Source organism: Methylobacterium sp. Ger2507 (assembly GCF_055231875.1).
Genome location: NZ_JBUYVC010000001.1, coordinates 2,367,608 through 2,387,901, shown reverse-complemented (window position 1 = coordinate 2,387,901; position 20,294 = coordinate 2,367,608). Strand labels below are relative to the sequence as shown.

The following is a 20,294-nucleotide window of genomic DNA, read 5'->3' as shown; positions in this document are numbered from 1 at the left end:
AATTCCTTCCCTGTTCGTTGGGTGAGCTTGAGCCGAAATGGGCGGTGGCGCTCCAGCGCTCTCCCGCGGGATCAGAGGCCGATCGGGCTGGCGAAGATGCGGACGGCGAAGACGATCCACATCGCCAGGAGCACCAGCGTCCCTGCCGTGTAGGCCTGGAAGCGATAGGGCACATGGTTGCTGGTGAGGTAGATTCCGGCGTGAACGAATCGGGTCGCGACGAAGACCCAGGCCAGGACGACGAAGAGCAGGTCCGCCTTGCGCGTCGCCAGGGCGAATCCGACGAGGACGTAGAACAGCACCGGGATTTCGAACTGGTGCGAGAAGGTGTTGGCCGCCTGCTGCGCCGGAGCGGGCCAGTTGCGCTGGCCCATCGCCAAGTCCCGGCCCTTCGCCGCGCCGCCCCGCACGGCGTCGAGACGGGCCCGACCGAGCCAGAACAGCAGGGCGAAGGTGAGGAACACCTGCGCGAAGACAGGCGCCAGGGTGGCTTGGACGGTCACGGCGGACCTTTCGTGCGGTGGTCACCTAGGCAGCGGTCACCTGGGCAGTGGTCATCCGGAGAGGGTAGGCCCCGATCCCGATCATCGCCTGCGCGGAGCGGCGACGACCGAGACCGGACGAGGATGCCGGCTCAAGCGCGACCCGGGTAGTTCGGGCTCTCACGGGTGATGGTCACGTCGTGAACGTGGCTCTCACGCAGACCCGCATTTGTGATGCGGATGAACTGCGCCTTCTCCTGGAAGTCGGGGATGGTCGGGGCACCGACATAGCCCATGGCGGCCCGCAGGCCGCCGGCGAGCTGGTGCAGCACCGCCGCCACGGGCCCCTTGTAGGGCACCTGCCCCTCGATCCCCTCGGGGACGAGTTTGTGGGTGTCGCTGACCTCGGCCTGGAAGTAGCGGTCGGCGGAGCCGCGCGCCATGGCGCCCACCGAACCCATGCCGCGGTAGCTCTTGTAGGAGCGGCCCTGGTGCAGGAACACCTCGCCGGGCGCCTCGTCGGTGCCGGCCAGCAGCGAGCCCAGCATGGCGACCGAGGCCCCGGCCGCGATCGCCTTGGCAAGGTCGCCGGAGTATTTGATGCCGCCATCGGCGATGACGGGCACGTCGGCGCTCTGGGCCGCCTCGACCGCCTCCATCAGGGCGGTGAGCTGCGGCACCCCGACGCCGGCGACGATGCGGGTGGTGCAGATCGAGCCCGGCCCGATGCCGACCTTGATCGCGTCCGCGCCGGCATCGATCAGCGCCTGGGCGCCATCGCGGGTGGCGACGTTTCCGGCGACGATCTGGACGGTGTTGGAGAGCTGCTTCACCCGGCGCACGGCGTCGAGAACCTTGATCGAGTGGCCGTGGGCGGTGTCGACCACGATCACGTCACAGCCGGCATCGATGAGGCGCTCGGCCCGTTCGAATCCGCTGTCGCCGGTGGTCGTGGCGGCCGCCACCCGCAGGCGGCCCTGCTCGTCCTTGACGGCGCCCGGATAAGCGACCTGCTTCTCGATGTCCTTGACGGTGATGAGACCGATGCAACGATAGTGGTCGTCGACGACGAGCAGCTTCTCGATGCGGAACTGGTGCAGGAGGCGCTTGGCCTCGTCCTGGCTCACGCCCTCCCGCACCGTGATGAGCCGGTCGCGGGTCATCAGGTCGGCCACGGTCTCCGACGAGTTGGTGGCGAAGCGCACGTCACGGTTGGTCAGGATGCCGACGAGCTTGCCGCGCGAGCCGTTGGGGCCGCGCTCGACCACCGGGATTCCGGAAATGCGATTCTGCTTCATCAGCGAGAACGCATCGGCCAGGGTCTCGTCCGGGTGGATGGTGATGGGATTCAGCACCATGCCGGACTCGTATTTCTTGACCAGGCGGACCTGCTCGGCCTGCTCGGCCGGCTCAAGGTTACGGTGAATGACGCCCATGCCGCCGTTCTGCGCCATGGCGATGGCCATCGGCGCCTCGGTGACGGTGTCCATGGCCGAGGCCAGGATCGGCAGGTTGAGATGGATGGACCGGGTGAGCCGGCTCGCGATCTTCACGTCCGAAGGCATCACCGAGGAAGCGGCGGGACGCAGGAGGACGTCGTCGAAGGTCAGGCCCTCGATGATGGAATCTGCGGTGATGCGAGCCATGAACCAACTCCGGAACGGGTGCCTGCGCCGGGCCTTGCGGGCCGTCCGGCGTCAGTGGGTTGGCACGGGCCAGTATCACGCGGGGGGAACCGGCGCAAAGCCGCCGGTCAGGCTGCGCCACAGAAAAAGGCGCTCTGGACGCCGTTCTCCGGTAAGGGTTGCGCCTAGCGCAGGCTATAGGGGGCGCCCGGCAGGCCTTCCGCCGGTCCCTTGTCGGTCCATTCCGGGGGCGCACCGACGTAATCGCCGAGGATTCCATCGAAACCGGGGGCGCGGCCAAAGGCTTCGCAATCCGGATCGAGGGGCGCTTCGCCTAAAGTCGTCACGCGGACGCGGTCGTAGGTCGGCAACGTGAGCGGTGCCTTGAACGGGTCCTGGCCGGTCGCGAGATAGAAGCCGAAATCCTGCCCGAACTCCCCGGCGAGGTCATAAGCGTCGCTGGCCGGCGAGAATCGCGCCTGATTGGTGAAGGCGTTGGTGGCACCGCCCCACACCATGGCGGCGCGCTGCGTGTTGCGGCTGTCGAGGGCCTCGGCCTCGACGGTCAGGCTTCCGAGCCCGATCGGGATGCGCGGGATCGGGATGCGCCCAACGGCCGTCGCGAACCCGGCGCCGAGCTGCGACGCGACGGTGATGCCGGCCGAGGTGGCGATCGTGGCGCCGGCGGCCGGCACGTTGGTGAGGTCGATGCGGGTGACGGCCGAGCGGACCGTCAGGTCGGCCTTCCGCCCGGACACCACGTCGTAGCGCAGGGACAACTCGTAGCAGAGGGCGCGATCGGCGGCGTTGGCAACGAGCTTGCGTTCCGCCGGCGTCAGACCGGGGGCGACCGCCTCCGGGAACGTCGTGGGCACGATCCGCACGGTCCGGGTCTGGGCCAGAGCTGCCTGATCGACGAAGATTCGCGACGAACTGGCCGTCTCGTCGCTGGAGACCAGACGATCGTAGCGGGTCAGCGATCCGGCCTCGGTCAGGATCACGGTACCGCATCCGGCAACCGCGGCCGCCAGAGCAAAGCAGGAGACGAAGCCCGCCAGCCTGCGTCGATGTTCGAACCTCGGGAGCATCGGTGACTTTCTTGAGGACGCGGAGGAGAGCGCCCGGCACGGCTCCGAGGCGGAGTCGCGCGGCGCCCTATCATGCCGTCGAGCTTAGCGACTTCAGCAACAATGTGGAAAGCCGCGCGCCCCTCGGGAGGGCCAATGCTGACGGGATGTGGCCGCAGGGCCACGCTCGTCGGAGCCTCGAACCCTGCACGGACGGCATGGCATTTTCATCCAGCCTGATCCGTCACCGGCCGATCCCTTGCGATCGGCGACGAGACCCCAGCTAAGAAGCGTCCGAACCGCTCGCCGCGACATAGATGGCTCGAATGCGCACGTCCCAGATCGTCCCGCTCGTGGTCGCCACGGCCCTGTTCATGGAGAACACGGACTCGACCGTCATCGCCACGGCCCTTCCGGCCATCGCCCAGAGCCTGGGTGAGGATCCGATCGCCCTGAAGCTCGCGCTGACCGCCTACCTGGTCAGTCTCGCGATCTTCATCCCGATCAGTGGCTGGATGGCCGACCGGCTCGGGGCCCGAACCGTCTTTCGCGCGGCGCTGGCGGTCTTCATGGCTGGCTCGCTGGCCTGTGCGGCCTCGGATTCGCTGGCTGGCTTCGTCGCCGCACGATTCTTCCAGGGCATCGGAGGCGCCATGATGGTGCCGGTCGGCCGCCTCGTGATCCTGCGCAGCGTGCCGAAGAGCGAGCTCGTCAGCGCCCTCGCCTATCTGACGATTCCGGCGTTGGTCGGTCCGATCCTGGGGCCGCCGATCGGCGGTTTCATCACGACCTATTTCGACTGGCGGTGGATCTTCTTCATCAACATTCCGATCGGGATCGCCGGGATCGTGCTGGCGACGTTCTACTTCGAGAACATCCGCGAGGCGGAGCGCCCGCCCCTGGACGTCGTCGGCTTTCTGCTCTCGGGCCTGGGCCTTGCCACGGTGATGCTCGGGCTCGCCTCGATCGGGCGACATCTTCTGCCCGCCTCCCTGTCCTGGGGCTGCCTCGTGGGCGGTATCGTGCTGCTGGTCCTGTACCGTCGGCACTCCCGGGGCATCGCCCACCCGGTGATCCGCCTCGACCTGCTGCGCTACCCGACCTTCCGGGCGGCGGTGACGGGCGGCAGCCTGTTCCGCATCGGCACCGGGGCGATCCCCTTCCTGCTGCCGCTGATGCTGCAGATCGGCTTCGGTCTCGACCCCCTGCGTTCGGGGCTCATCACCTTCGCGGCGGCGGCCGGCGCCCTGCTGATCAAGCTCATCGGCCCACGCATCCTGCGTACCTACGGCTTCCGTCGCGTGATGGTCCTGAATGCGCTGGTGGCCTCCGGCTTTCTGGCGATGAACGGTCTGTTCACGGCCGAAACCCCGCACGCCGTGATCATCTGCGTGCTGCTGATCGGCGGCTGCGTTCGCTCGCTGCAATTCACCTGCGTGAATGCCATCGCGTATGCCGATCTGGAGACGCCCGACATGAGCGCGGCCACCAGCCTCGCCAGCGTGGCGCAGCAGCTCTCGCTCAGTCTCGGCGTGTCCCTCGGGGCCATGGCCCTGGAGGCGACGGCCGCCTATCACGGCCGCACCGACATCGTGGCGGGCGATTTCGGACCTGCCTTCTTCGCGGTCGCGCTGATCTCCGCCCTGTCGTTCTTCTCCTTCCGCCGGCTCAGGCCGGACGCCGGTGCGGAAGTGTCGGGGCACCGGATCGTCGCCGCCGAGCCCCGCAACGCGATGCCGTAGACCTCAGGCGGCGGCGCGTGCCGGGGTTCGCCCGGCGGCGGCACGCTTCGGCTTGGTCCCGGCCCGAGACGCCACGGATTTGGTGGACCCGGCCGACCGGGCCGCCGTGCCGCCGGAGCGGCCGGCCTGGCGCCAGCCCTGCCAGCTCCAGCGCCCCGGTCCGGTCAGTGCGTACATCAGGAAGCCGCCTGCCAAGCCGAAATCAGCCAGCAGGAGGGTGCGTTCGGCGACGGCGCTCGGCCCGGAAAACTGCCAGAACGGATGCAGCAGGACGGCCATGACGCCGACGAAGATCGCAAGGGCCGATCCGCTGAGTCGCGGGAGTACGCCGAGCAGCAGGGCCGCTGGCCCGAACACCTGAACGATCACCGCCGCGGTGGCGAAGGCGTTCGGCGACGGCAGACCGGTCGCCGCCAGCGTAAGGGCGAAACCCGAGACGTTGAGGGCTCGGGCGATGCCGGTGGGCAGGAGCGCGGCGGCGAGCAGCAGCCGTGCGAGGAAGAGCAGTCCGTCTTGGGCACGGCCGGTCACGTATCGGGCTCCGTCTGACATCCGAGATGCGGAGCTTTGTCGGCACCGGCTGAAGACGGCGTTAAGCGTCGGCGGTGCTCAACCCGAAACGCCGCCCCGGAACAGGCGGCCGCGCTCGGTCCAGGCCACCACCGCCAAAGCACCTGCGCCGAGGACGGCGTAGCCGATGCCGATCGGCAGGACCGAGCCGTCGAAGGCATGTCCGATTAGGAAGCCGCAGAAGGCGCCCAGAATTGTGGTGTAGAAGCCGAGGAAGGACGAGGCGGTGCCGGCGATCTCGCCCAAGGGCTGAAGCGCCAGGGCGTTGAAATTGGGCATGGCGAAGCTGATCAGAAATTGGTTGGCCGCCAGGATCGAGAGAAACAGCGCCAGAGGCGGGTGGCCCTGATAGGCGAGGCCCGCGACCACCTGCACCACCGCCACCACGACGAACAGGCTCAGGCCCGCATGCGACAGCGGACGCATGCCGAGGCGGCGCACGAGGCGGGCATTGACCAGGGTCGCGGCTCCCATCGCGCCCGCGACGAGGCCGAAGGCCAGGGGGAACAGGGCGCCGAGCTGGTAGAGCCCCGTGTCGAAGACCTGCTGGGCCGAGCCGACATAGCCCATGATGCAGCCGGTGAGCAGGCCGAGCGCCGTGGCATAGCCAACCGCGATGCGGTTCCGGAACGTGATCCCGACGGCCTGGGCGACGGCTGCCAGCGAGAATGGCCTCCGGTACTGCGGATGCAGCGTCTCGGGCATCCGCCAGGCGAACCAGACCACCAGGATTCCGGCCAGCGCCAGCATCGAGACGAAGACGTAGACCCAGGAGCCGAACAGCAGCATCGCACCGCCGACGGCCGGGGCGATCATCGGCACGATCAGGAACACCATCATGATCAGCGACATCACGCTCGCCATCTCGCGACCGGCGAAGCGGTCGCGCACGATGGCGGTGGACAGTACGCGACCGCTCGCGGCGCCGATGCCCTGGATGATGCGGGCCGCCAGCAGCCAGCCGAACGACGGTGCCACCATCGCGAGTCCGGTGCCGACGACGTAGATCGCGAGGCCAGCGAGCAGGACGGAGCGGCGGCCGTAGGTGTCGGAGAGCGGTCCGTAGACGATCTGTGCCGTGCCGAATCCGATCATGTAGACGTAGATCAGCAGTTGCAGGCTGTTCGGATCGACAACGCCGAATCGCGCCTGGATGGCCGGGAAGGCCGGCAGCAGGTTGTCGATGGAAATGGCGGTCACCGCCATCATCAGAGCGACGATGCCCACGAACTCGCCGAAGCCCGGTCCCTTCCAGGGCTGGGGCGCTGCGGCGCCGGTCGGTCCCGCAGGGGTGTGGAGGGTCGTGGCCGGGGGACTGGTCACCTGAAAACGGTCCTTCGAGGATGGGCGGGCCGGGGGGATGGGCGGGCCGGCCCGATCGTCATCGAGCCAGAACGCTCGCCCCGGCTGTTGGTGCCTTCCGCGCGCCGGCGCCATCGGGGCCGCCGCATGCCAGCCTCGCGGACGGATGGGCGCGCTCGCGCCACAATCGTCGCGAAGCGTGCCTCGACCTTTTCGCGTTACCGGCGGGAAGGTGTGGAATGGGGTCGCCGGACATCGATTTCATCGGCCCGATGCGAGAGGTAAGGCCGCCAGCCCATGCCCGAGACCCGTCGCCGCATCGTTCAGCTCGCGCTCCTGGCCGGTCTCGTCCCGATCCGGACGGTTTTGGCCGGATCGCGCCGCTCCTTGGCGGACGAGGCCGACGCGCTGGTGCGGCCGTATGCGCGCGCGGGCTTGTTCTCCGGCGCCGTCATCGTGGCCCGGGACGGTGTCGTGCTGTTCCGGCAGGCGTACGGCGCCGCGAATCGCGAGTGGGACATCGCCAACACGCCCGACACCCGTTTCCGCATCGCGTCCCTGAGCAAGCAGTTCACGGCCGCGGCGATCCTGAAGCTGCAGGAGGCGGGGCAGATCGGCCTCGACGATCCGGTCTCCCGCCATATGCCGGGCCTGCCGGCGGGCTGGGCGCCGACCACCGTGCGGATGCTGCTCGATCACCGCTCTGGCTTGCCCAACGTGACGGCGCTCGCCGATTACGACAGTACGATCGCCCGCGTGGCGCGCCAGCCAATGGAGGTGGTCGGCCGGCTGTTCGGCGAGGCGCTGCTGTTTCCGGCGGGCTCGGCACAGGAATACAGCAACACCGGATACATCCTCCTCGGCGCCGTGATCGAGCGCCTGACCGGCGAATCGTTCGCGGAGGCGCTGCACGGCCTCGTCCTCGGCCCCGCCGGACTGTCGCGGACGGGCGACGCCGATCCCGAACGGATCGTTCCCCACCGGGCCGTCGGCTATCATCGCGTGGCCGGGCAGTGGCGAAACGCGACGCCCGTCACGGCCGCGGCGGCGCTCGGCGCCGGGGGCCTGGTCTCGACGGTCGACGACCTCGTGGCGTGGGATCGGGCTCTGCTCGGAGGCCGCGTCCTCGGACCCGCCGCGATGGCGGAGCTGGTCAAGGACGAGGGGTACGGCTACGGGCTCGGCCTGTATCTCGGGCAAGCCTATGGGGCGCGGCTCTGGTCGCATGGCGGGTTTCTGCACGGCTTCTCGGCGATCAAGGACACTTATCCGGATCGCGGCCTGACGATCGTGGTGCTCGGAAACACCGAGACGACACCGGCCCAGACGCTGTCGCGACGCCTCGGGGCGCTCGTTCTGGAGCAATCCGAGGCGACCGGGATCGTGGTGCCGCCGAACGTACTCGACCGCTACGCCGGATCGTATCGCACCGGCCCGCGGTCCATCGTCCGGCTGACGCGTGAGGGCGACGGACTGGTGGCGCAGGGGACCGATCTGCCCCGGCTGGTTCTGGCTCCCGAGAGCGACCGGGTGTTCGTGGGCGGGGACGGGACCCGCATCGCCCTCGACATCGAGCCCGACGGGCGGGCGACCGGCCTTCTGCTCGACGCACCGGGCCAAACCCGGGCCGGGCCGCGCATCGATTCCCGCACGGCCCGCCGGAGCTCGACGCGGCGTCTCGCCCGGGCGATCCAGCCCTGAGCGACCCACCTTCCGGGTCGCCAACCCGTCGAAACCGGACTAGCATCCGGAGACCGGCCGGGACGCCATCCCGGACACGGGTGCGTTCCAGCCTGCGGGCTCCGCCGCGCGGTCGATCTGTTGGCCAAAAGTCCATCTTGATTTGACGCGCCGCCTGGCCTTGGCTGCGGTTCATAAAAACAAACCAGGAGGATACGCGATGAACAAGCCGGAATTTCTGAATCAGGGCACCAAGTCCCCGTTCTCGGCCCGGTACGAGAACTTCATCGGCGGCCAGTGGGTCTCGCCCGTCGCTGGCCGCTACTTCGAGAACACCTCGCCGATCACCGGCCGGGTGATCTGCGAGGTCGCCCGCTCGGATGCCGCCGACGTCGACAAGGCGCTGGATGCCGCCCATGCCGCCAAGGAGGCCTGGGGCCGCACCGCGCCGGGCGAGCGCGCCCGAATCCTGAACAAGATCGCCGACCGGATGGAGGACAATCTCGACCTCATCGCGCTGGCCGAGACCTGGGACAACGGCAAGCCGATCCGCGAAACGACCCACGCCGACATCCCGCTGGCCATCGACCACTTCCGCTACTTCGCCGGCTGCGTCCGCGCGCAGGAAGGCTCGATCTCCGAGATCGACCACGACACCGTCGCTTATCACTTCCACGAGCCGCTGGGCGTCGTCGGGCAGATCATCCCGTGGAACTTCCCCATCCTGATGGCGGTGTGGAAGCTGGCGCCGGCGCTCGCGGCCGGCAACTGCGTCGTGCTGAAGCCGGCCGAGCAGACGCCCGCCTCGATCCTCGTGGTGGCCGAGCTCATCGCCGATTTGCTGCCGCCGGGCGTGCTCAACATCGTCAACGGCTTCGGCCTCGAATGCGGCAAGCCGCTGGCCTCGTCGCCACGTATCGCCAAGATCGCCTTCACGGGCGAGACGACGACAGGCCGGCTGATCATGCAGTACGCCTCCCAGAACCTGATCCCGGTGACGCTGGAACTCGGCGGCAAGTCGCCGAACATCTTCTTCTCGGACGTCGCCAACGAGGATGACGACTTCTTCGACAAGGCGCTCGAAGGCTTCACGATGTTCGCCCTCAACCAGGGCGAGGTCTGTACCTGCCCGAGCCGCGCGCTCGTGCACGAGTCGATCTACGACCGCTTCATGGAGCGGGCGATCAAGCGCGTCGAGGCGATCACGCAGGGCTCACCCCTCGACCCCGCCACGATGATTGGCGCCCAGGCCTCGTCCGAGCAGTTGGAGAAGATCCTCAGCTACGTCGATATCGGCCGGCAGGAGGGAGCCGAGTGCCTGACCGGCGGCGAGCGCAACGTGAAGGACGGTGAGTTCGCGGAAGGCTACTACATGAAGCCGACGGTATTCCGCGGCCACAACAAGATGCGGATCTTCCAGGAAGAGATCTTCGGCCCGGTGCTCTCGGTGACGACCTTCAAGGACGACGCCGACGCGCTCTCGATCGCCAACGATACCCTCTACGGCCTCGGCGCCGGCGTCTGGACCCGCGACGGAACCCGTGCCTACCGCTTCGGCCGCGCCATCCAGGCCGGCCGCGTCTGGACGAATTGCTACCACGCCTATCCGGCCCACGCGGCCTTCGGCGGCTACAAGCAGTCCGGCATCGGCCGCGAGAACCATAAGATGATGCTCGACCACTACCAGCAGACCAAGAACATGTTGGTCAGCTACTCGGCCAAGAAGCTCGGCTTCTTCTGAGACCGGCGAACCGTTCGGGACCCGAATGAGACTTGCCCCGGCCGGCAACGGCCGGGGCTTTTTCGTTCCCGTGCTCGTCCCCTGCCCTATCTGTCCGGACAGACCTGTTCACGGAGACCCCGCGATGACCGCGACCGCATCCCTCGATCCGAATTCCGCCGATCAGGCCGGCGCGGACGGTACGCCCCTGCGCGTCACCGCAACACCGGCGGCAGTCGCGCTGATCGAGGAATTGCGGGCCGACCATGGGCCGGTGATGTTCCACCAATCGGGTGGGTGCTGCGATGGCTCGTCGCCGATGTGCTACCCGGTGGGCGATTTCCTGACCGGCGACAGCGACGTCTATCTCGGCACGGTGGCGGGGGCCGATTTCTGGATCAGCCGGCCCCAGTTCGCGGTCTGGAAGCACACGCACCTCATCCTCGATGTGGTGCCGGGGCGCGGCGGCATGTTCTCCCTGGAGAACGGACGCGACAAGCGCTTCCTCATTCGCTCACGGCTGTTCACCGAGGCCGAGAATACGGCGTTGGCGGGCGCCTGTCGGATCTAAAGTCGATCGACGAACGTCACCTTCCCGGACGACAGCGGTCCGGGAAGGTATTGGATCAGGCGCGGCTGACGCTGACGGGGGTGATCTCGGAGAGCTTGGTGGCTCCAACCTGGCGCATGATCGTCTCGAACTCGCGCTGCATGATCGCCAGAACGGTGGTGACGCCCGGCTCTCCGAAGGCGGCCAGACCCCAGACGTAGGGCCGGCCGATGCAGACCGCGTTGGCGCCCAGCGCCAGGGCCTTGATCACGTCGGTGCCACGGCGGAAGCCGCCGTCGATCAGGACCGGGACCTTGCCGTTCACCGCCTTGACCACTTCCGGCAACGCGTCGATCGTCGCCTCCAGGCTCTCCTCGGCGCGTCCGCCGTGATTCGATACGATCAGGGCATCGACGCCATAATCGAGGGCCTTCTTGGCATCCTCGTGCGTGACGATGCCCTTGAGGACCAGCTTACCCTTCACGATGCCGCGCAGGCGTTTGACGTAATCCCAGGTCATGCCGGTGCCGTAGAGGTTCGTCACCTTCGACACGTCGATGCCGTCGAACATCGGCTTGCGGCTGACTTCGTTCTTGAAGCCGGGCGTGTGGCAATCCGAGCAGTTGCGGGTGTCGAGGCGGCGCTCTCGGAACAGCGTCTCGGTGTTACGGCCACCCTGGCGATCCACGGTGAGGACGATGGCGGGGGCACCGGCCTTCTCGGCTCGCTTCACCAGGGCCTCGGTTACGGCCCAGTCGTCGGTCGGGTAAAGCATGTACCAGACCGGCGCGCCACGCTCCTTGATCACGTCCTCGATCGACGTGCTGCCCACGGTCGACAGGATCATCTGGTGACCCTTGACCTTGGCGCCGCGGGCCACGGCGGATTCCGCCTCCGGATGGAAGGCGGCCTGGCTGCTGACCGGGGCCAGCACGATCGGGCTCGCCCAGGTCTCGTCGAAGATCTTCACGGTTGTGTCGATCTTGCGCACATCGACCAGGCGACGGGCACGGATGCGGATCTTCTCAAAGCCGTCACGATTCGCCTTGAGCGTCTCGTCGCCGTCGACGCCGCTGGCGAGGTATCCGTAATGCGCTGGCGGGAGCGCCTTCTTGGCGGCCGGCTCGAAGTCGAACACGTTGAGGGCTTGGGTTGGGGAATCGATGATGTCGCCGACATTGCCCGGCGACTGACGCAGGACATCGTAGCTCTGGGCCATGGCTGCATCGGTGCCGAGGGCCGAGAGGCCTGCCAGGGCCGTGACGAGACCGGGGGCGACGACCGGACTTGCAGACAAGAACTCCAAGAACTTGCGGCGGTGGAGCAGTTTTTCAGTCTCGGAACCAGGCTGAATTTGAAACGTCTCGGTCATTCAATGGGCTCACACAGCGATCTCGCGGAGATGCCGTCCTGCACCATCCCTGTTGCGATGCGCAACACAGGCTCTATGCGTTATATGTCAATCTCTCGGCCCGGGATTGCGACGTTATATTGCAACTGTAGTCTTTGGAATGATAATAAACCGATGGTAAGATCGCGGGCGTAGATCTCGGCAGTCTAAAGGTCTGCACTCACATTCGTGCTGCATTGCATCAAACGCATCGTGGCTAAGCTTCGATCGGTCGGGTCGCGGCGCCGTCAGGCGTCATCCCGATCAGCGGTTTCGCCGGTCGGGCCCCGATACCCCGAGGCGAGGACGTAGAGTTCGCTGGAATCGGCCCGGCTGGCGTTCGGCTTGACGTGGCGCACGGTGGCGAAGTCGCGCTTCAGGTCGGCCAGCAGCGTTCCCTCGGTGCCGCCCTGAAACACCTTGGCGAGATACGATCCGCCGGGTGCGAGGATCTCGCGCGCGAACTCGGCGGCCGTTTCGGCAAGCCCGATGATCCGCAGGTGGTCGGTCTGTTTGTGACCGGTGGTGTTGGCCGCCATGTCCGACAGCACCAGATCGGCGCGGCCGCCGAGCAGGTCGGTCAGCAGCGCCGGCGCTTCCGGCGCCAGGAAGTCGAGGGTGATGAATTCGACGCCGACCATCGGCTCGATCTCCAGGAGATCGATGCCGACGATCCGGCCGGTATCCCCGACGATCTTGGCCGCGACCTGCGACCAGCCACCGGGCGCGGCGCCGAGATCGACGATGCGCTGCCCGGGCTTGAGCAGCTTGAAGCGCTCATCGATTTCGATCAGCTTGAAGGCCGCACGCGAGCGATAGCCTTCGCGTCGGGCACGAGCCACGTAGGGATCGTTCAGCTGCCGCTCGAGCCAGCGCTTCTGCGAGGCCGTGCGGCCCCGCCCCGTCTTGACCCGCTGCTTGAGTTCGCCGCGCAAACCCCCGCTGGCACCACGCCTGTCACTCACCGGTAGCTCCCACGGCGCCAGACGCCGTCCTCACGCATCATGTTCATCAGCAAGCCCTCGCGCAGGCCGCGATCGGCGATCCGGAGGCGGTCGGACGGAAAGGCCCGGCGAATGGCCTCCAGGATGGCGCAGCCGGCCAGCACGAGATCCGCCCGGTCGCGACCGATGCACGGATTGTCCGCGCGCTGGTCGAGGCGGGTGTCGAGAAGATCGTCGATGGCATCGCCGACTTCCGCATCACTCATCCAGAGGCCGTCCACGCGCCGACGCTCGTAGCGGGCGAGGCGCAGGTGCATCGCTGCCAACGTGGTCACCGTACCGGAGGTGCCGAGCAGGTGGAAGTGCCGCGCATTCGCCGCCGGCGCCGCCCGGATGGCGAAGCGCGCGAGCAGGTCGGCGACCTCCTCGACCATGCCCTCGAAGGTCAGGCGGGTGACGTCGCTGCCACCGTGCCGCTCGGCCAGCGTCACGACCCCGACGGGAAGCGAATCCCAGGCGCGGATGCGCAGGGTGGGGTCGGCAGAGGGGTTGGTGGCTGCCCCGTCGAGCCAGGCGATCTCCGTCGAGCCGCCGCCGATATCGAAGATAACGACCGACTCGGAATAGGGGTCGGCCAGGGCCGCACAGCCCGTCACTGCCAGATAGGCCTCGGTCTGACGGTCGACGATCTCCAGGTCGAGCCCGACTTCACTGCGCACGCGCTCGACGAATTCGGCGCCGTTGACTGCGAGGCGACAAGCTTCTGTGGCGATGATCTTGGCGCGCAGCACGCCGCGCGCTTGCATCTTGGCGCGGCAGACACGAAGCGCCTCGAGAGTCCGCTCGATCGCCGGCTCGCTCAGCCTGTCGGAGCTGCCGAGCCCCTCGCCAAGGCGCACGATGCGCGAAAACGCATCGATGACGCGAAAGCCGTGCGAGGCCGGCTCGGCGACCAGCAGGCGGCAATTGTTGGTGCCGAGATCGAGGGCCGCGTAGGCGTTGCGGCGCTGCGGGCGACCGGCCGGACCCTGTGCTTCGACGCGGGCCGACTCCACACGGGGAGCCTCGACACGCGCGAGCGGTGCCGGCGACGGCTTCTTCCCGCCATTCGGGCGGGCCGGCAGGGTCGCGGCGCTCTCTTCCCTCATCGGCCGAGCCGAAATCCTCGATCATGGCCCCAGGCGGAGAGCCGGACCAACATTCCGCAAGGACGCTACAGGTCTCCCCGACAAACTGCAAAGCCTCGATAACAAAGGCGCGTGGATGGCGGATGATTCCGGCGGCCCGACCGGAGCGAGGGGAAATCTAACCGAGTTTGCCGGCCGCCGCCATGCGCGGGACGGGGCGCAGCAGGCTCTTCACCTGCGAGAACGGACGCGGGCGGTTGATGACTTCATCGAGGCGCGACCAGAGCGTCTTCGGCGAGAACGGCTTCGCGATGATCTCGTTGACCCCTAGCGAGATCGCCCGATCCACCACGTTCCGGCGTGGCTGGGCGAGCATGAGAATGATCGGCACGGTCGGCGACGGAGAGGTCGTCGGCGTCCGGGCGAGGCGGATGAACTCCTCCCCGGAGAGAATTGCCAGATCCCAGTCGATGATGGTCAGGTCGGGCTTGCTTTCGGCCAGGACGCCGAGGGCCTCGGCTCCGTCCGGCGCCTCGAGCACGCGCTTGATCCCGACGCGCATGAGCATGTCGCGCACGATGCGACGGATGTAGAGGCTTTCGTCGACGACGAGGGCCGAGAGATCCGGGAAGCTCGGTGTGGCGATCATGTGTGAGGGTCGGACCGGTCGGCTGGCGCAGGCGTGCTCCGGCAACAGCTTAGCCGGACCGGCCTTTGCGCTTTGCTAACGCGCGACGACAAATTGCCACGATCGCGCGGGCGCCTGAAAATTGCCCAAACGCGAGGCATCGGCGCCCGCAGCTCGCCGGTGCGCTAAAAAGCTACGCATTTTGCCGCAGGAAAGTTACGGAACCCTGACGAACCCGGGCAGAAGCATCTTGCGATCAAGGCAGCTTTCAGTCAGGACTAAGGCGTTATTCTTGGTCACCGCTGCTGGGAGTAATGATAGTGCGGAGCGTGGGCTGTCTGGGATGGCGCGCACGCGGTTATCGAAACTGATGGTCGGCGGACGGTTTTTGCGAGCTTTCTATGGGACGTGGTCGTGATTTTCGGGGGCCGCAGAAGCGCGGCTTCGATGAGGGTGGAGCCGAGCCGCGTTGGCCGGATCAGGCTCCTCCGAGCGGCGGTGGCTACGGTGGTGGTTTCGGCGGTGGTGGCGGTTTCGACCGTGGCCCGGCCAGGGCTGCCGCAGCTCCCTCGGGGCCGGAGCGCGATGCGACGGTCAAGTGGTTCAACAAGGAGAAGGGCTTCGGTTTCGTCGAGCTGGCTGACGGTTCGGGCGATGCCTTCCTCCACATCCGCGCCGTCGAAGCTGCCGGTCATGCCGATCTCCTGCCCGGCACGCGCCTGACGGTTCATACCGCCCAGGGCCAGAAGGGTCCGCAGGTGACCGACGTCACCAGCGTGGATACCTCGACGGCTGAGGCTGCGCCCATGCGCGACGCGCGTCCGCCCCGCACCGGCGGGTTCGGCGGCGGCGACCGCTTCGGCGGTGGTGGCGGTTACGGCGGCGGCGGCGGTGGTGGCTACGGCGATCGCGCCGGCGGCGGCGATCGTGGCGGTGGCCGCTTCGCCAGCGGCCCGTCGACCGAGATGACCGGCACGGTGAAGTGGTACGACCCGGCCAAGGGCTTCGGCTTCGTCTCCGTCAACGATGGCGGCAAGGACGTGTTCGTGCATCGCTCCGCGCTCTCGCGGGCTGGCCTCGACTCGCTCGCCGAAGGCCAGCAGGTCGTCCTCGGTGTCGTCGAGGGCCAGAAGGGCCGCGAGGCCCAGAGCATTAACGTCGACGATTGATCCTCGTCCCGGGGTCGCGTTGCGGCCATCTTTGAGAGCTTGACTGAAGCGGCGGCCCCTTGGGCCGCCGTTTCACGTTGGGGATACGGCAGGCTGAGGACGAACGGATGCGGATCGCCGTGATGTCGACGGTTACCCTGGTTACCCTGGTTGCCTTGATCAACGCCGGCTCGGCCGCGGCGGAGGATTTCACCGGATTCTACGCCGGCGTGAACGCGGGCGATGCGTTCGGGGCGGCGGAGCGCGACGCACGGGGCGCTAGGCCGGATGCCGCGAGCGAGGTCGCGGGTGCGACGGCAGGGAATGGCTTGCCACCGAGTGCGATGGATGCATCCCGAGCGCTTCAGGCACGGAACCGCACACCGCAGCCGGGTTCGGCGAACCCCCTCCCCCGCTGATCGTCGCCAGGGGTGAGCGTTCCACGCGCGGACCGGGTCAACGAGAAAGGGCCGCCCTTGTGGGGGCGGCCCTTCCGGTGTTCGGCGCGATCCGCTGGGATCAGCGCGAATAGAACTCGATGACGAGGTTCGGTTCCATCTGGACCGGGTAGGGAACTTCGCCGAGGTTTGGCACGCGGGTCACGCGGGCGGTCATCTTGGAGTGATCCACCTCGATGTAGTCCGGCACGTCGCGCTCGGGGAGTTGCGCCGCCACGACGACGATCTCGAGCTGCTTCGACGAATCCTTGACCTCGATCAGGTCGCCCGGCTTCACCAGGTAGCTGGCGATGTTGACGCGCTGGCCGTTGACCTTGACGTGGCCGTGGTTGACGAACTGGCGCGCCGCGAACGGGGTCGGCACGAACTTCGCGCGGTAGACCACGGCGTCGAGGCGGCGCTCGAGCAGGCCGATCAGGTTCTCGCCGGAATCGCCACGCAGGCGGATCGCCTCGGCGTAGTAGCGGCGGAACTGCTTCTCGGTGATGTTGGCGTAGTAGCCCTTGAGCTTCTGCTTGGCGCGCAGCTGCGTGCCGAAGTCGGACATCTTGCCCTTGCGGCGCTGACCATGCTGGCCGGGGCCGTATTCGCGGCGATTGACGGGGCTCTTCGGGCGGCCCCAGATGTTCTGGCCCATGCGGCGATCGAGCTTGTGCTTCGCCTGAATGCGTTTTGACATCGCGGTTCCTCTCGCAATGGAGATCTATCGAGGAACGCGCCCTCCTCTTTCCGCCGGGGCACAGGGCCGATGACGGAACGACAGAACGGACATTGCCGCCCACGGGTGCGTTAGAACGAGTGTGTACGAAAATGCGTCGGGGCCCCTCGTCGGAGCCCCGTCACCGGCGCTTCGTTAGAGCAGGAGCGCGGCAAGGTCAATGCCGAGCCGGCTCTTCGCTACCGGCCGTGGCGGCACGGATCGGACCGGAGCGGGTGAGGCGCGGGGGCCGGTACGTCATCGTCAGATGCCGCGGACTTGGGTGGCGGACTTTCGAGGGGCGGCCATCCGCACGCATGCGGCGGTCCGCGTCCTTCCAAGGCGGGAGGTTGCTCCCGGAGGTCAGGACAGTGTCCGCCTGGGTCCAATGCACCACCGAGGCCTCATCGCACCAGCGGACCAGGCTGGGCATCGCGCTGCGATGGGCACCCCCCATCACGTACCGGCGCATGCTCGCCTCATCCGTCCAGGCCGTCATGGTCCAGAAGGTCCAGTCGTGATCCGGTAGCTGAGCACCGGCCTCGAACCCGGTGGCTAGGCGAACCTGATTGCGAGTCCGGATCGCGTGCACGGCAAATCCCGGCAGAAATCGGATCGCGCGGAGGCGCAGGCGAGTGACACTGATGAAGGTCATGATGTTACCGGTCACCCGCATTCGGCCGAGAGCGATGGAGGGGACGCCAGGTTGCGCCCACAGCGCGCGTTCGGCGACGAGCAAGGCTCCGTCCCGCTATTGGCGTCCGAGCGGCATCGGCTCGACGGCGATGGAGCCGATGCCGCGCAGCATCAGCGAATGTCGAAGCGGTTGGGTCAGGCCCCCTCCAGCCGTGAAGGCACCCAGCATGGGGGCGGCCGCGGGGGCGGTGCGGTCCACCGGTCCGAGCAACTGGGTCACGCGGCGGGCGATGGCCGGTGCGGGATCGATCCACGTCACCGGCCATGGTGCGAGGACCTGGAAGCGTGTGAGCAGCAGGGGGTAGTGCGTACAGGCAAGGCAGACCACATCGGTGCGCCGGCCATCCTCCAGGGTCACGAAGCAGGGAGCGATCTCGCGGGCGAGCTCTAAATCGTCGATGGGCCGTCCGGCCAGTTCGGCCTCGGCATAGCCCGCGAGGTTCGGAGCACCCACCAGGGTCACCGCGCAGGTGGACGCGTAGGTCTCGATGAGATCATGCGTGTAGGCCCGCGCCACCGTACCCGGCGTCGCCAGAAGGGTGACGACACGCGAGCGCGTTGCCTCCGCCGCCGGTTTGATCGGCGGCACGACGCCGACGAACGGTGTGGTGAAATGCTGGCGCAGGGCCGGCAGAACCAGGGTGGATGCGGTGTTGCACGCGACCACCACGAGGTCTGGGCGGTGCACGGCAACCAAACGCTCCATCACGGCGAGCACCCGGTCGACCAGGACGGGCTCCGCGAGGCGCCCATAGGGAAAGGCTGCGTCGTCGGCCGCATACACATAGCTGGCATCGGGCCGTGCCCGCCGAACCTGATCCAGCACGGACAAGCCGCCGAGCCCGGAATCGAACACCAGGATGGTGGGCGTCGGGACCACGTTCCGGGCCGCCGCGCTGGTGGTCGCTCCAGCCATGAGATCGATCCGCATCCGAGTTCGGTCCGACTGTCTCGCTTCAACGGCGAAGTATCGGCCGGCGACGGTTAAGGGGATGTCACCATGGCCTGAAAAAGGCGACGCGTTCCGTAGGGTGCGGGACCGTTGCCGCGACGAACGGCCCAGCTTTGCGGAGATTGCCGAATCCACCATCGGACATATCTCACCTGACGATAGTGTCAGAGAGGATGTTCGTCATGGCAGCGACGGCAGCGTTTCGCGAGATCCAGGACGTGGCGACGGACCGGGCGGTCTTCCCGCCTCCGTCTCGAAATGCCAAGCCTGTCGATCGCTCGGCCTGGATCGCCGCTTTTCATCATGTCCGCGACGAGACAGAGCGGCGAGCCGGCCCGCTCTCTCCCGAGGACCAGCAGGTCCAGTCGATGGCCGATGCGAGCCCGACGAAATGGCACCGAGCCCATACGACGTGGTTCTTCGAACAGTTCCTGCTGCGCGAGCATCTGCCGGGCTACGCCATCTATGATGAGCGGCTGCACTACCTCTTCAATTCCTACTACGTCGCCGCCGGCCCCCGTCAGCCCCGCATTCTGCGCGGGCTGATCACGCGGCCGACCGCCGACGACGTGGCGGGCTACCGGGCGCATGTGGATCGGGCCGTGGACGCTCTTCTGAGCCAAGCTTCCGCCAGCGCCTTGGATGCGATCCTGCCGGTTCTGGAGATCGGGCTGTACCATGAGCAACAGCACCAGGAGTTGCTGATCACCGATATCCTGCATGCCTTTGCGCAGAACCCCCTCGGACCAGCCTATGACGCCGGGTGGCGCTTCCCTCGACCGGTTGGCGCAGAGGGGCGTTCGGATCTCGCGCGCGGCATCGTCCCGATCGGGCATACGGGTGAGGGCTTCTCGTTCGACAACGAATCGCCGCGCCACGAGGTTCTGATCCAGGGCGGTACCATCGACAGAGCCCTCGTGACGAACGCACAATGGCTCGCCTTCATGGCCGATGGTGGCTACAAGCGCCCCGAACTCTGGCTTTCGGATGGCTGGATCGCCGCCCAGGCTGAGGGCTGGGAGGCGCCGGGTTACTGGCGCCGTGACGGCGTCTCGGAGGCCGAAGAGATCAGTGGCCGCCAAGCGTGGGCAAGCATGACCCTGGCCGGCATCCAGCCGATCGACCCAGCTCTCCCGGTGACCCATATCAGCTACTTCGAGGCTGACGCTTATGCCCGATGGGCCGGACGGGATCTGCCGACCGAGTTCGAGTGGGAGGTCGCTGCCCGCGAGGACAAACTTTCGGACGCCTTCGGCCTCGTCTGGCAATGGACTCGCAGCGCCTACACCGCCTATCCGGGCTATCGCCCGGTCGACGGAGCGCTCGGCGAATACAACGGCAAGTTCATGTCGAACCAGTTCGTGCTGCGCGGCTCATCGGTCGCCACGGCGCAAGGCCATGCGCGCGTTGAATACCGAAATTTCTTCTACCCGCATCAGCGCTGGCAATTCACGGGCCTGCGTCTGTCCGACACCCGCATCTGACTGCTCCCTCGACCTGTCGCGTATCCGGAGAG

At 67.4% G+C, this 20,294-nt stretch carries 19 protein-coding genes; 7 read left to right on the top strand and 12 right to left on the bottom strand.

What is annotated here, in order from left to right:
* Positions 1-71: 71 nt before the first annotated feature.
* The 3 genes from ACV7NL_RS11060 to ACV7NL_RS11050 form a co-directional block, all read right to left on the bottom strand.
* Complete coding sequence (locus ACV7NL_RS11060) at positions 72-503, bottom strand: MAPEG family protein (protein WP_463355681.1); 432 nt, start codon at positions 501-503, stop codon at positions 72-74.
* A 131-nt stretch (positions 504-634) separates the two neighbouring features.
* On the bottom strand, positions 635-2,128 hold the full coding sequence (gene guaB / locus ACV7NL_RS11055) for an IMP dehydrogenase (protein ID WP_056479350.1): 1,494 nt from the start codon (positions 2,126-2,128) through the stop codon (positions 635-637).
* A 164-nt stretch (positions 2,129-2,292) separates the two neighbouring features.
* Positions 2,293-3,195 (bottom strand): DUF3313 domain-containing protein, encoded by a 903-nt coding sequence (locus ACV7NL_RS11050; protein ID WP_056189065.1) that lies wholly within the window; start codon positions 3,193-3,195, stop codon positions 2,293-2,295.
* Between the two features lie 305 nt (positions 3,196-3,500).
* On the opposite strand from ACV7NL_RS11050, the gene ACV7NL_RS11045 reads away from it, so the two are divergent.
* Complete coding sequence (locus ACV7NL_RS11045; protein ID WP_463355680.1) at positions 3,501-4,916, top strand: MFS transporter; 1,416 nt, start codon at positions 3,501-3,503, stop codon at positions 4,914-4,916.
* A gap of 3 nt (positions 4,917-4,919) precedes the next feature.
* Here the strand turns inward: ACV7NL_RS11045 and ACV7NL_RS11040 are convergent, their stop codons facing one another.
* Both ACV7NL_RS11040 and ACV7NL_RS11035 read right to left on the bottom strand, forming a co-directional pair.
* Positions 4,920-5,447: a DoxX family protein gene (locus ACV7NL_RS11040; protein WP_463355679.1), complete on the bottom strand. Its 528-nt coding sequence runs from the start codon at positions 5,445-5,447 to the stop codon at positions 4,920-4,922.
* Positions 5,448-5,525: 78 nt separating this feature from the next.
* The gene (locus tag ACV7NL_RS11035) at positions 5,526-6,695 is read right to left on the bottom strand and encodes a multidrug effflux MFS transporter (protein WP_247635476.1); all 1,170 of its coding nucleotides are present in this window, start codon (positions 6,693-6,695) and stop codon (positions 5,526-5,528) included.
* 390 nt (positions 6,696-7,085) lie between these two features.
* On the opposite strand from ACV7NL_RS11035, the gene ACV7NL_RS11030 reads away from it, so the two are divergent.
* From ACV7NL_RS11030 to ACV7NL_RS11020, 3 genes are all read left to right on the top strand, one after another.
* Positions 7,086-8,489, top strand: a complete 1,404-nt coding sequence (locus ACV7NL_RS11030; protein WP_463355678.1) for a serine hydrolase — start codon at positions 7,086-7,088, stop codon at positions 8,487-8,489.
* Between the two features lie 199 nt (positions 8,490-8,688).
* Entirely contained in the window at positions 8,689-10,209 is a 1,521-nt protein-coding gene (adh, locus tag ACV7NL_RS11025; RefSeq protein WP_056479344.1) for an aldehyde dehydrogenase, read from the top strand.
* A 124-nt stretch (positions 10,210-10,333) separates the two neighbouring features.
* The gene (locus ACV7NL_RS11020; RefSeq protein ID WP_463355677.1) at positions 10,334-10,759 is read left to right on the top strand and encodes a DUF779 domain-containing protein; all 426 of its coding nucleotides are present in this window, start codon (positions 10,334-10,336) and stop codon (positions 10,757-10,759) included.
* A 55-nt stretch (positions 10,760-10,814) separates the two neighbouring features.
* On the opposite strand, the gene ACV7NL_RS11015 is transcribed toward ACV7NL_RS11020, so the two are convergent.
* From ACV7NL_RS11015 to ACV7NL_RS11000, 4 genes are all read right to left on the bottom strand, one after another.
* Positions 10,815-12,035 carry an alpha-hydroxy acid oxidase gene (locus tag ACV7NL_RS11015; RefSeq protein ID WP_463355676.1) on the bottom strand — a complete coding sequence of 407 codons (1,221 nt, stop codon included), beginning with the start codon at positions 12,033-12,035 and terminating at the stop codon, positions 10,815-10,817.
* A gap of 341 nt (positions 12,036-12,376) precedes the next feature.
* Positions 12,377-13,093 (bottom strand): RlmE family RNA methyltransferase, encoded by a 717-nt coding sequence (locus ACV7NL_RS11010; protein ID WP_056189087.1) that lies wholly within the window; start codon positions 13,091-13,093, stop codon positions 12,377-12,379.
* A complete protein-coding gene (locus ACV7NL_RS11005; protein WP_056189090.1) occupies positions 13,090-14,220 on the bottom strand; it encodes a Ppx/GppA phosphatase family protein in 1,131 nt (376 codons plus the stop codon). Before ACV7NL_RS11005 ends, ACV7NL_RS11010 begins: the two co-directional genes overlap by 4 nt.
* Positions 14,221-14,377: 157 nt before the next feature.
* The gene (locus ACV7NL_RS11000; RefSeq protein ID WP_056189093.1) at positions 14,378-14,848 is read right to left on the bottom strand and encodes a response regulator; all 471 of its coding nucleotides are present in this window, start codon (positions 14,846-14,848) and stop codon (positions 14,378-14,380) included.
* Positions 14,849-15,228: 380 nt separating this feature from the next.
* Here ACV7NL_RS11000 and ACV7NL_RS10995 point away from each other — a divergent pair, with 380 nt between their 5' ends.
* Both ACV7NL_RS10995 and ACV7NL_RS10990 read left to right on the top strand, forming a co-directional pair.
* Positions 15,229-15,996, top strand: a complete 768-nt coding sequence (locus tag ACV7NL_RS10995) for a cold-shock protein (RefSeq protein ID WP_463355675.1) — start codon at positions 15,229-15,231, stop codon at positions 15,994-15,996.
* Between the two features lie 107 nt (positions 15,997-16,103).
* A complete protein-coding gene (locus tag ACV7NL_RS10990; RefSeq protein WP_463355674.1) occupies positions 16,104-16,394 on the top strand; it encodes a hypothetical protein in 291 nt (96 codons plus the stop codon).
* 100 nt (positions 16,395-16,494) lie between these two features.
* On the opposite strand, the gene rpsD is transcribed toward ACV7NL_RS10990, so the two are convergent.
* The 3 genes from rpsD to murI form a co-directional block, all read right to left on the bottom strand.
* On the bottom strand, positions 16,495-17,112 hold the full coding sequence (gene rpsD / locus ACV7NL_RS10985) for a 30S ribosomal protein S4 (RefSeq protein ID WP_056189104.1): 618 nt from the start codon (positions 17,110-17,112) through the stop codon (positions 16,495-16,497).
* Between the two features lie 196 nt (positions 17,113-17,308).
* Positions 17,309-17,869, bottom strand: coding sequence for a DUF3291 domain-containing protein (locus ACV7NL_RS10980; protein WP_463355673.1), 561 nt, complete (start codon positions 17,867-17,869; stop codon positions 17,309-17,311).
* A gap of 12 nt (positions 17,870-17,881) precedes the next feature.
* On the bottom strand, positions 17,882-18,757 hold the full coding sequence (murI, locus tag ACV7NL_RS10975) for a glutamate racemase (RefSeq protein WP_463355672.1): 876 nt from the start codon (positions 18,755-18,757) through the stop codon (positions 17,882-17,884).
* A 203-nt stretch (positions 18,758-18,960) separates the two neighbouring features.
* Between murI and egtB the strand changes: the two genes are divergently transcribed.
* Entirely contained in the window at positions 18,961-20,262 is a 1,302-nt protein-coding gene (egtB, locus tag ACV7NL_RS10970; RefSeq protein WP_463355671.1) for an ergothioneine biosynthesis protein EgtB, read from the top strand.
* Positions 20,263-20,294: the final 32 nt, after the last annotated feature.

Coding starts and splice junctions, on each gene's coding strand:
- guaB (WP_056479350.1), bottom strand. CDS start 2,128: ATGGCTCGCATCACCGCAGATTCCATCATCGAGGGCCTGACCTTCGAC.
- ACV7NL_RS11050 (WP_056189065.1), bottom strand. CDS start 3,195: ATGCTCCCGAGGTTCGAACATCGACGCAGGCTGGCGGGCTTCGTCTCC.
- ACV7NL_RS11045 (WP_463355680.1), top strand. CDS start 3,501: ATGCGCACGTCCCAGATCGTCCCGCTCGTGGTCGCCACGGCCCTGTTC.
- ACV7NL_RS11035 (WP_247635476.1), bottom strand. CDS start 6,695: ATGATGGCGGTGACCGCCATTTCCATCGACAACCTGCTGCCGGCCTTC.
- ACV7NL_RS11030 (WP_463355678.1), top strand. CDS start 7,086: ATGCCCGAGACCCGTCGCCGCATCGTTCAGCTCGCGCTCCTGGCCGGT.
- adh (WP_056479344.1), top strand. CDS start 8,689: ATGAACAAGCCGGAATTTCTGAATCAGGGCACCAAGTCCCCGTTCTCG.
- ACV7NL_RS11020 (WP_463355677.1), top strand. CDS start 10,334: ATGACCGCGACCGCATCCCTCGATCCGAATTCCGCCGATCAGGCCGGC.
- ACV7NL_RS11005 (WP_056189090.1), bottom strand. CDS start 14,220: ATGAGGGAAGAGAGCGCCGCGACCCTGCCGGCCCGCCCGAATGGCGGG.
- ACV7NL_RS11000 (WP_056189093.1), bottom strand. CDS start 14,848: ATGATCGCCACACCGAGCTTCCCGGATCTCTCGGCCCTCGTCGTCGAC.
- ACV7NL_RS10995 (WP_463355675.1), top strand. CDS start 15,229: ATGGGACGTGGTCGTGATTTTCGGGGGCCGCAGAAGCGCGGCTTCGAT.
- ACV7NL_RS10990 (WP_463355674.1), top strand. CDS start 16,104: ATGCGGATCGCCGTGATGTCGACGGTTACCCTGGTTACCCTGGTTGCC.
- rpsD (WP_056189104.1), bottom strand. CDS start 17,112: ATGTCAAAACGCATTCAGGCGAAGCACAAGCTCGATCGCCGCATGGGC.
- murI (WP_463355672.1), bottom strand. CDS start 18,757: ATGCGGATCGATCTCATGGCTGGAGCGACCACCAGCGCGGCGGCCCGG.
- egtB (WP_463355671.1), top strand. CDS start 18,961: ATGGCAGCGACGGCAGCGTTTCGCGAGATCCAGGACGTGGCGACGGAC.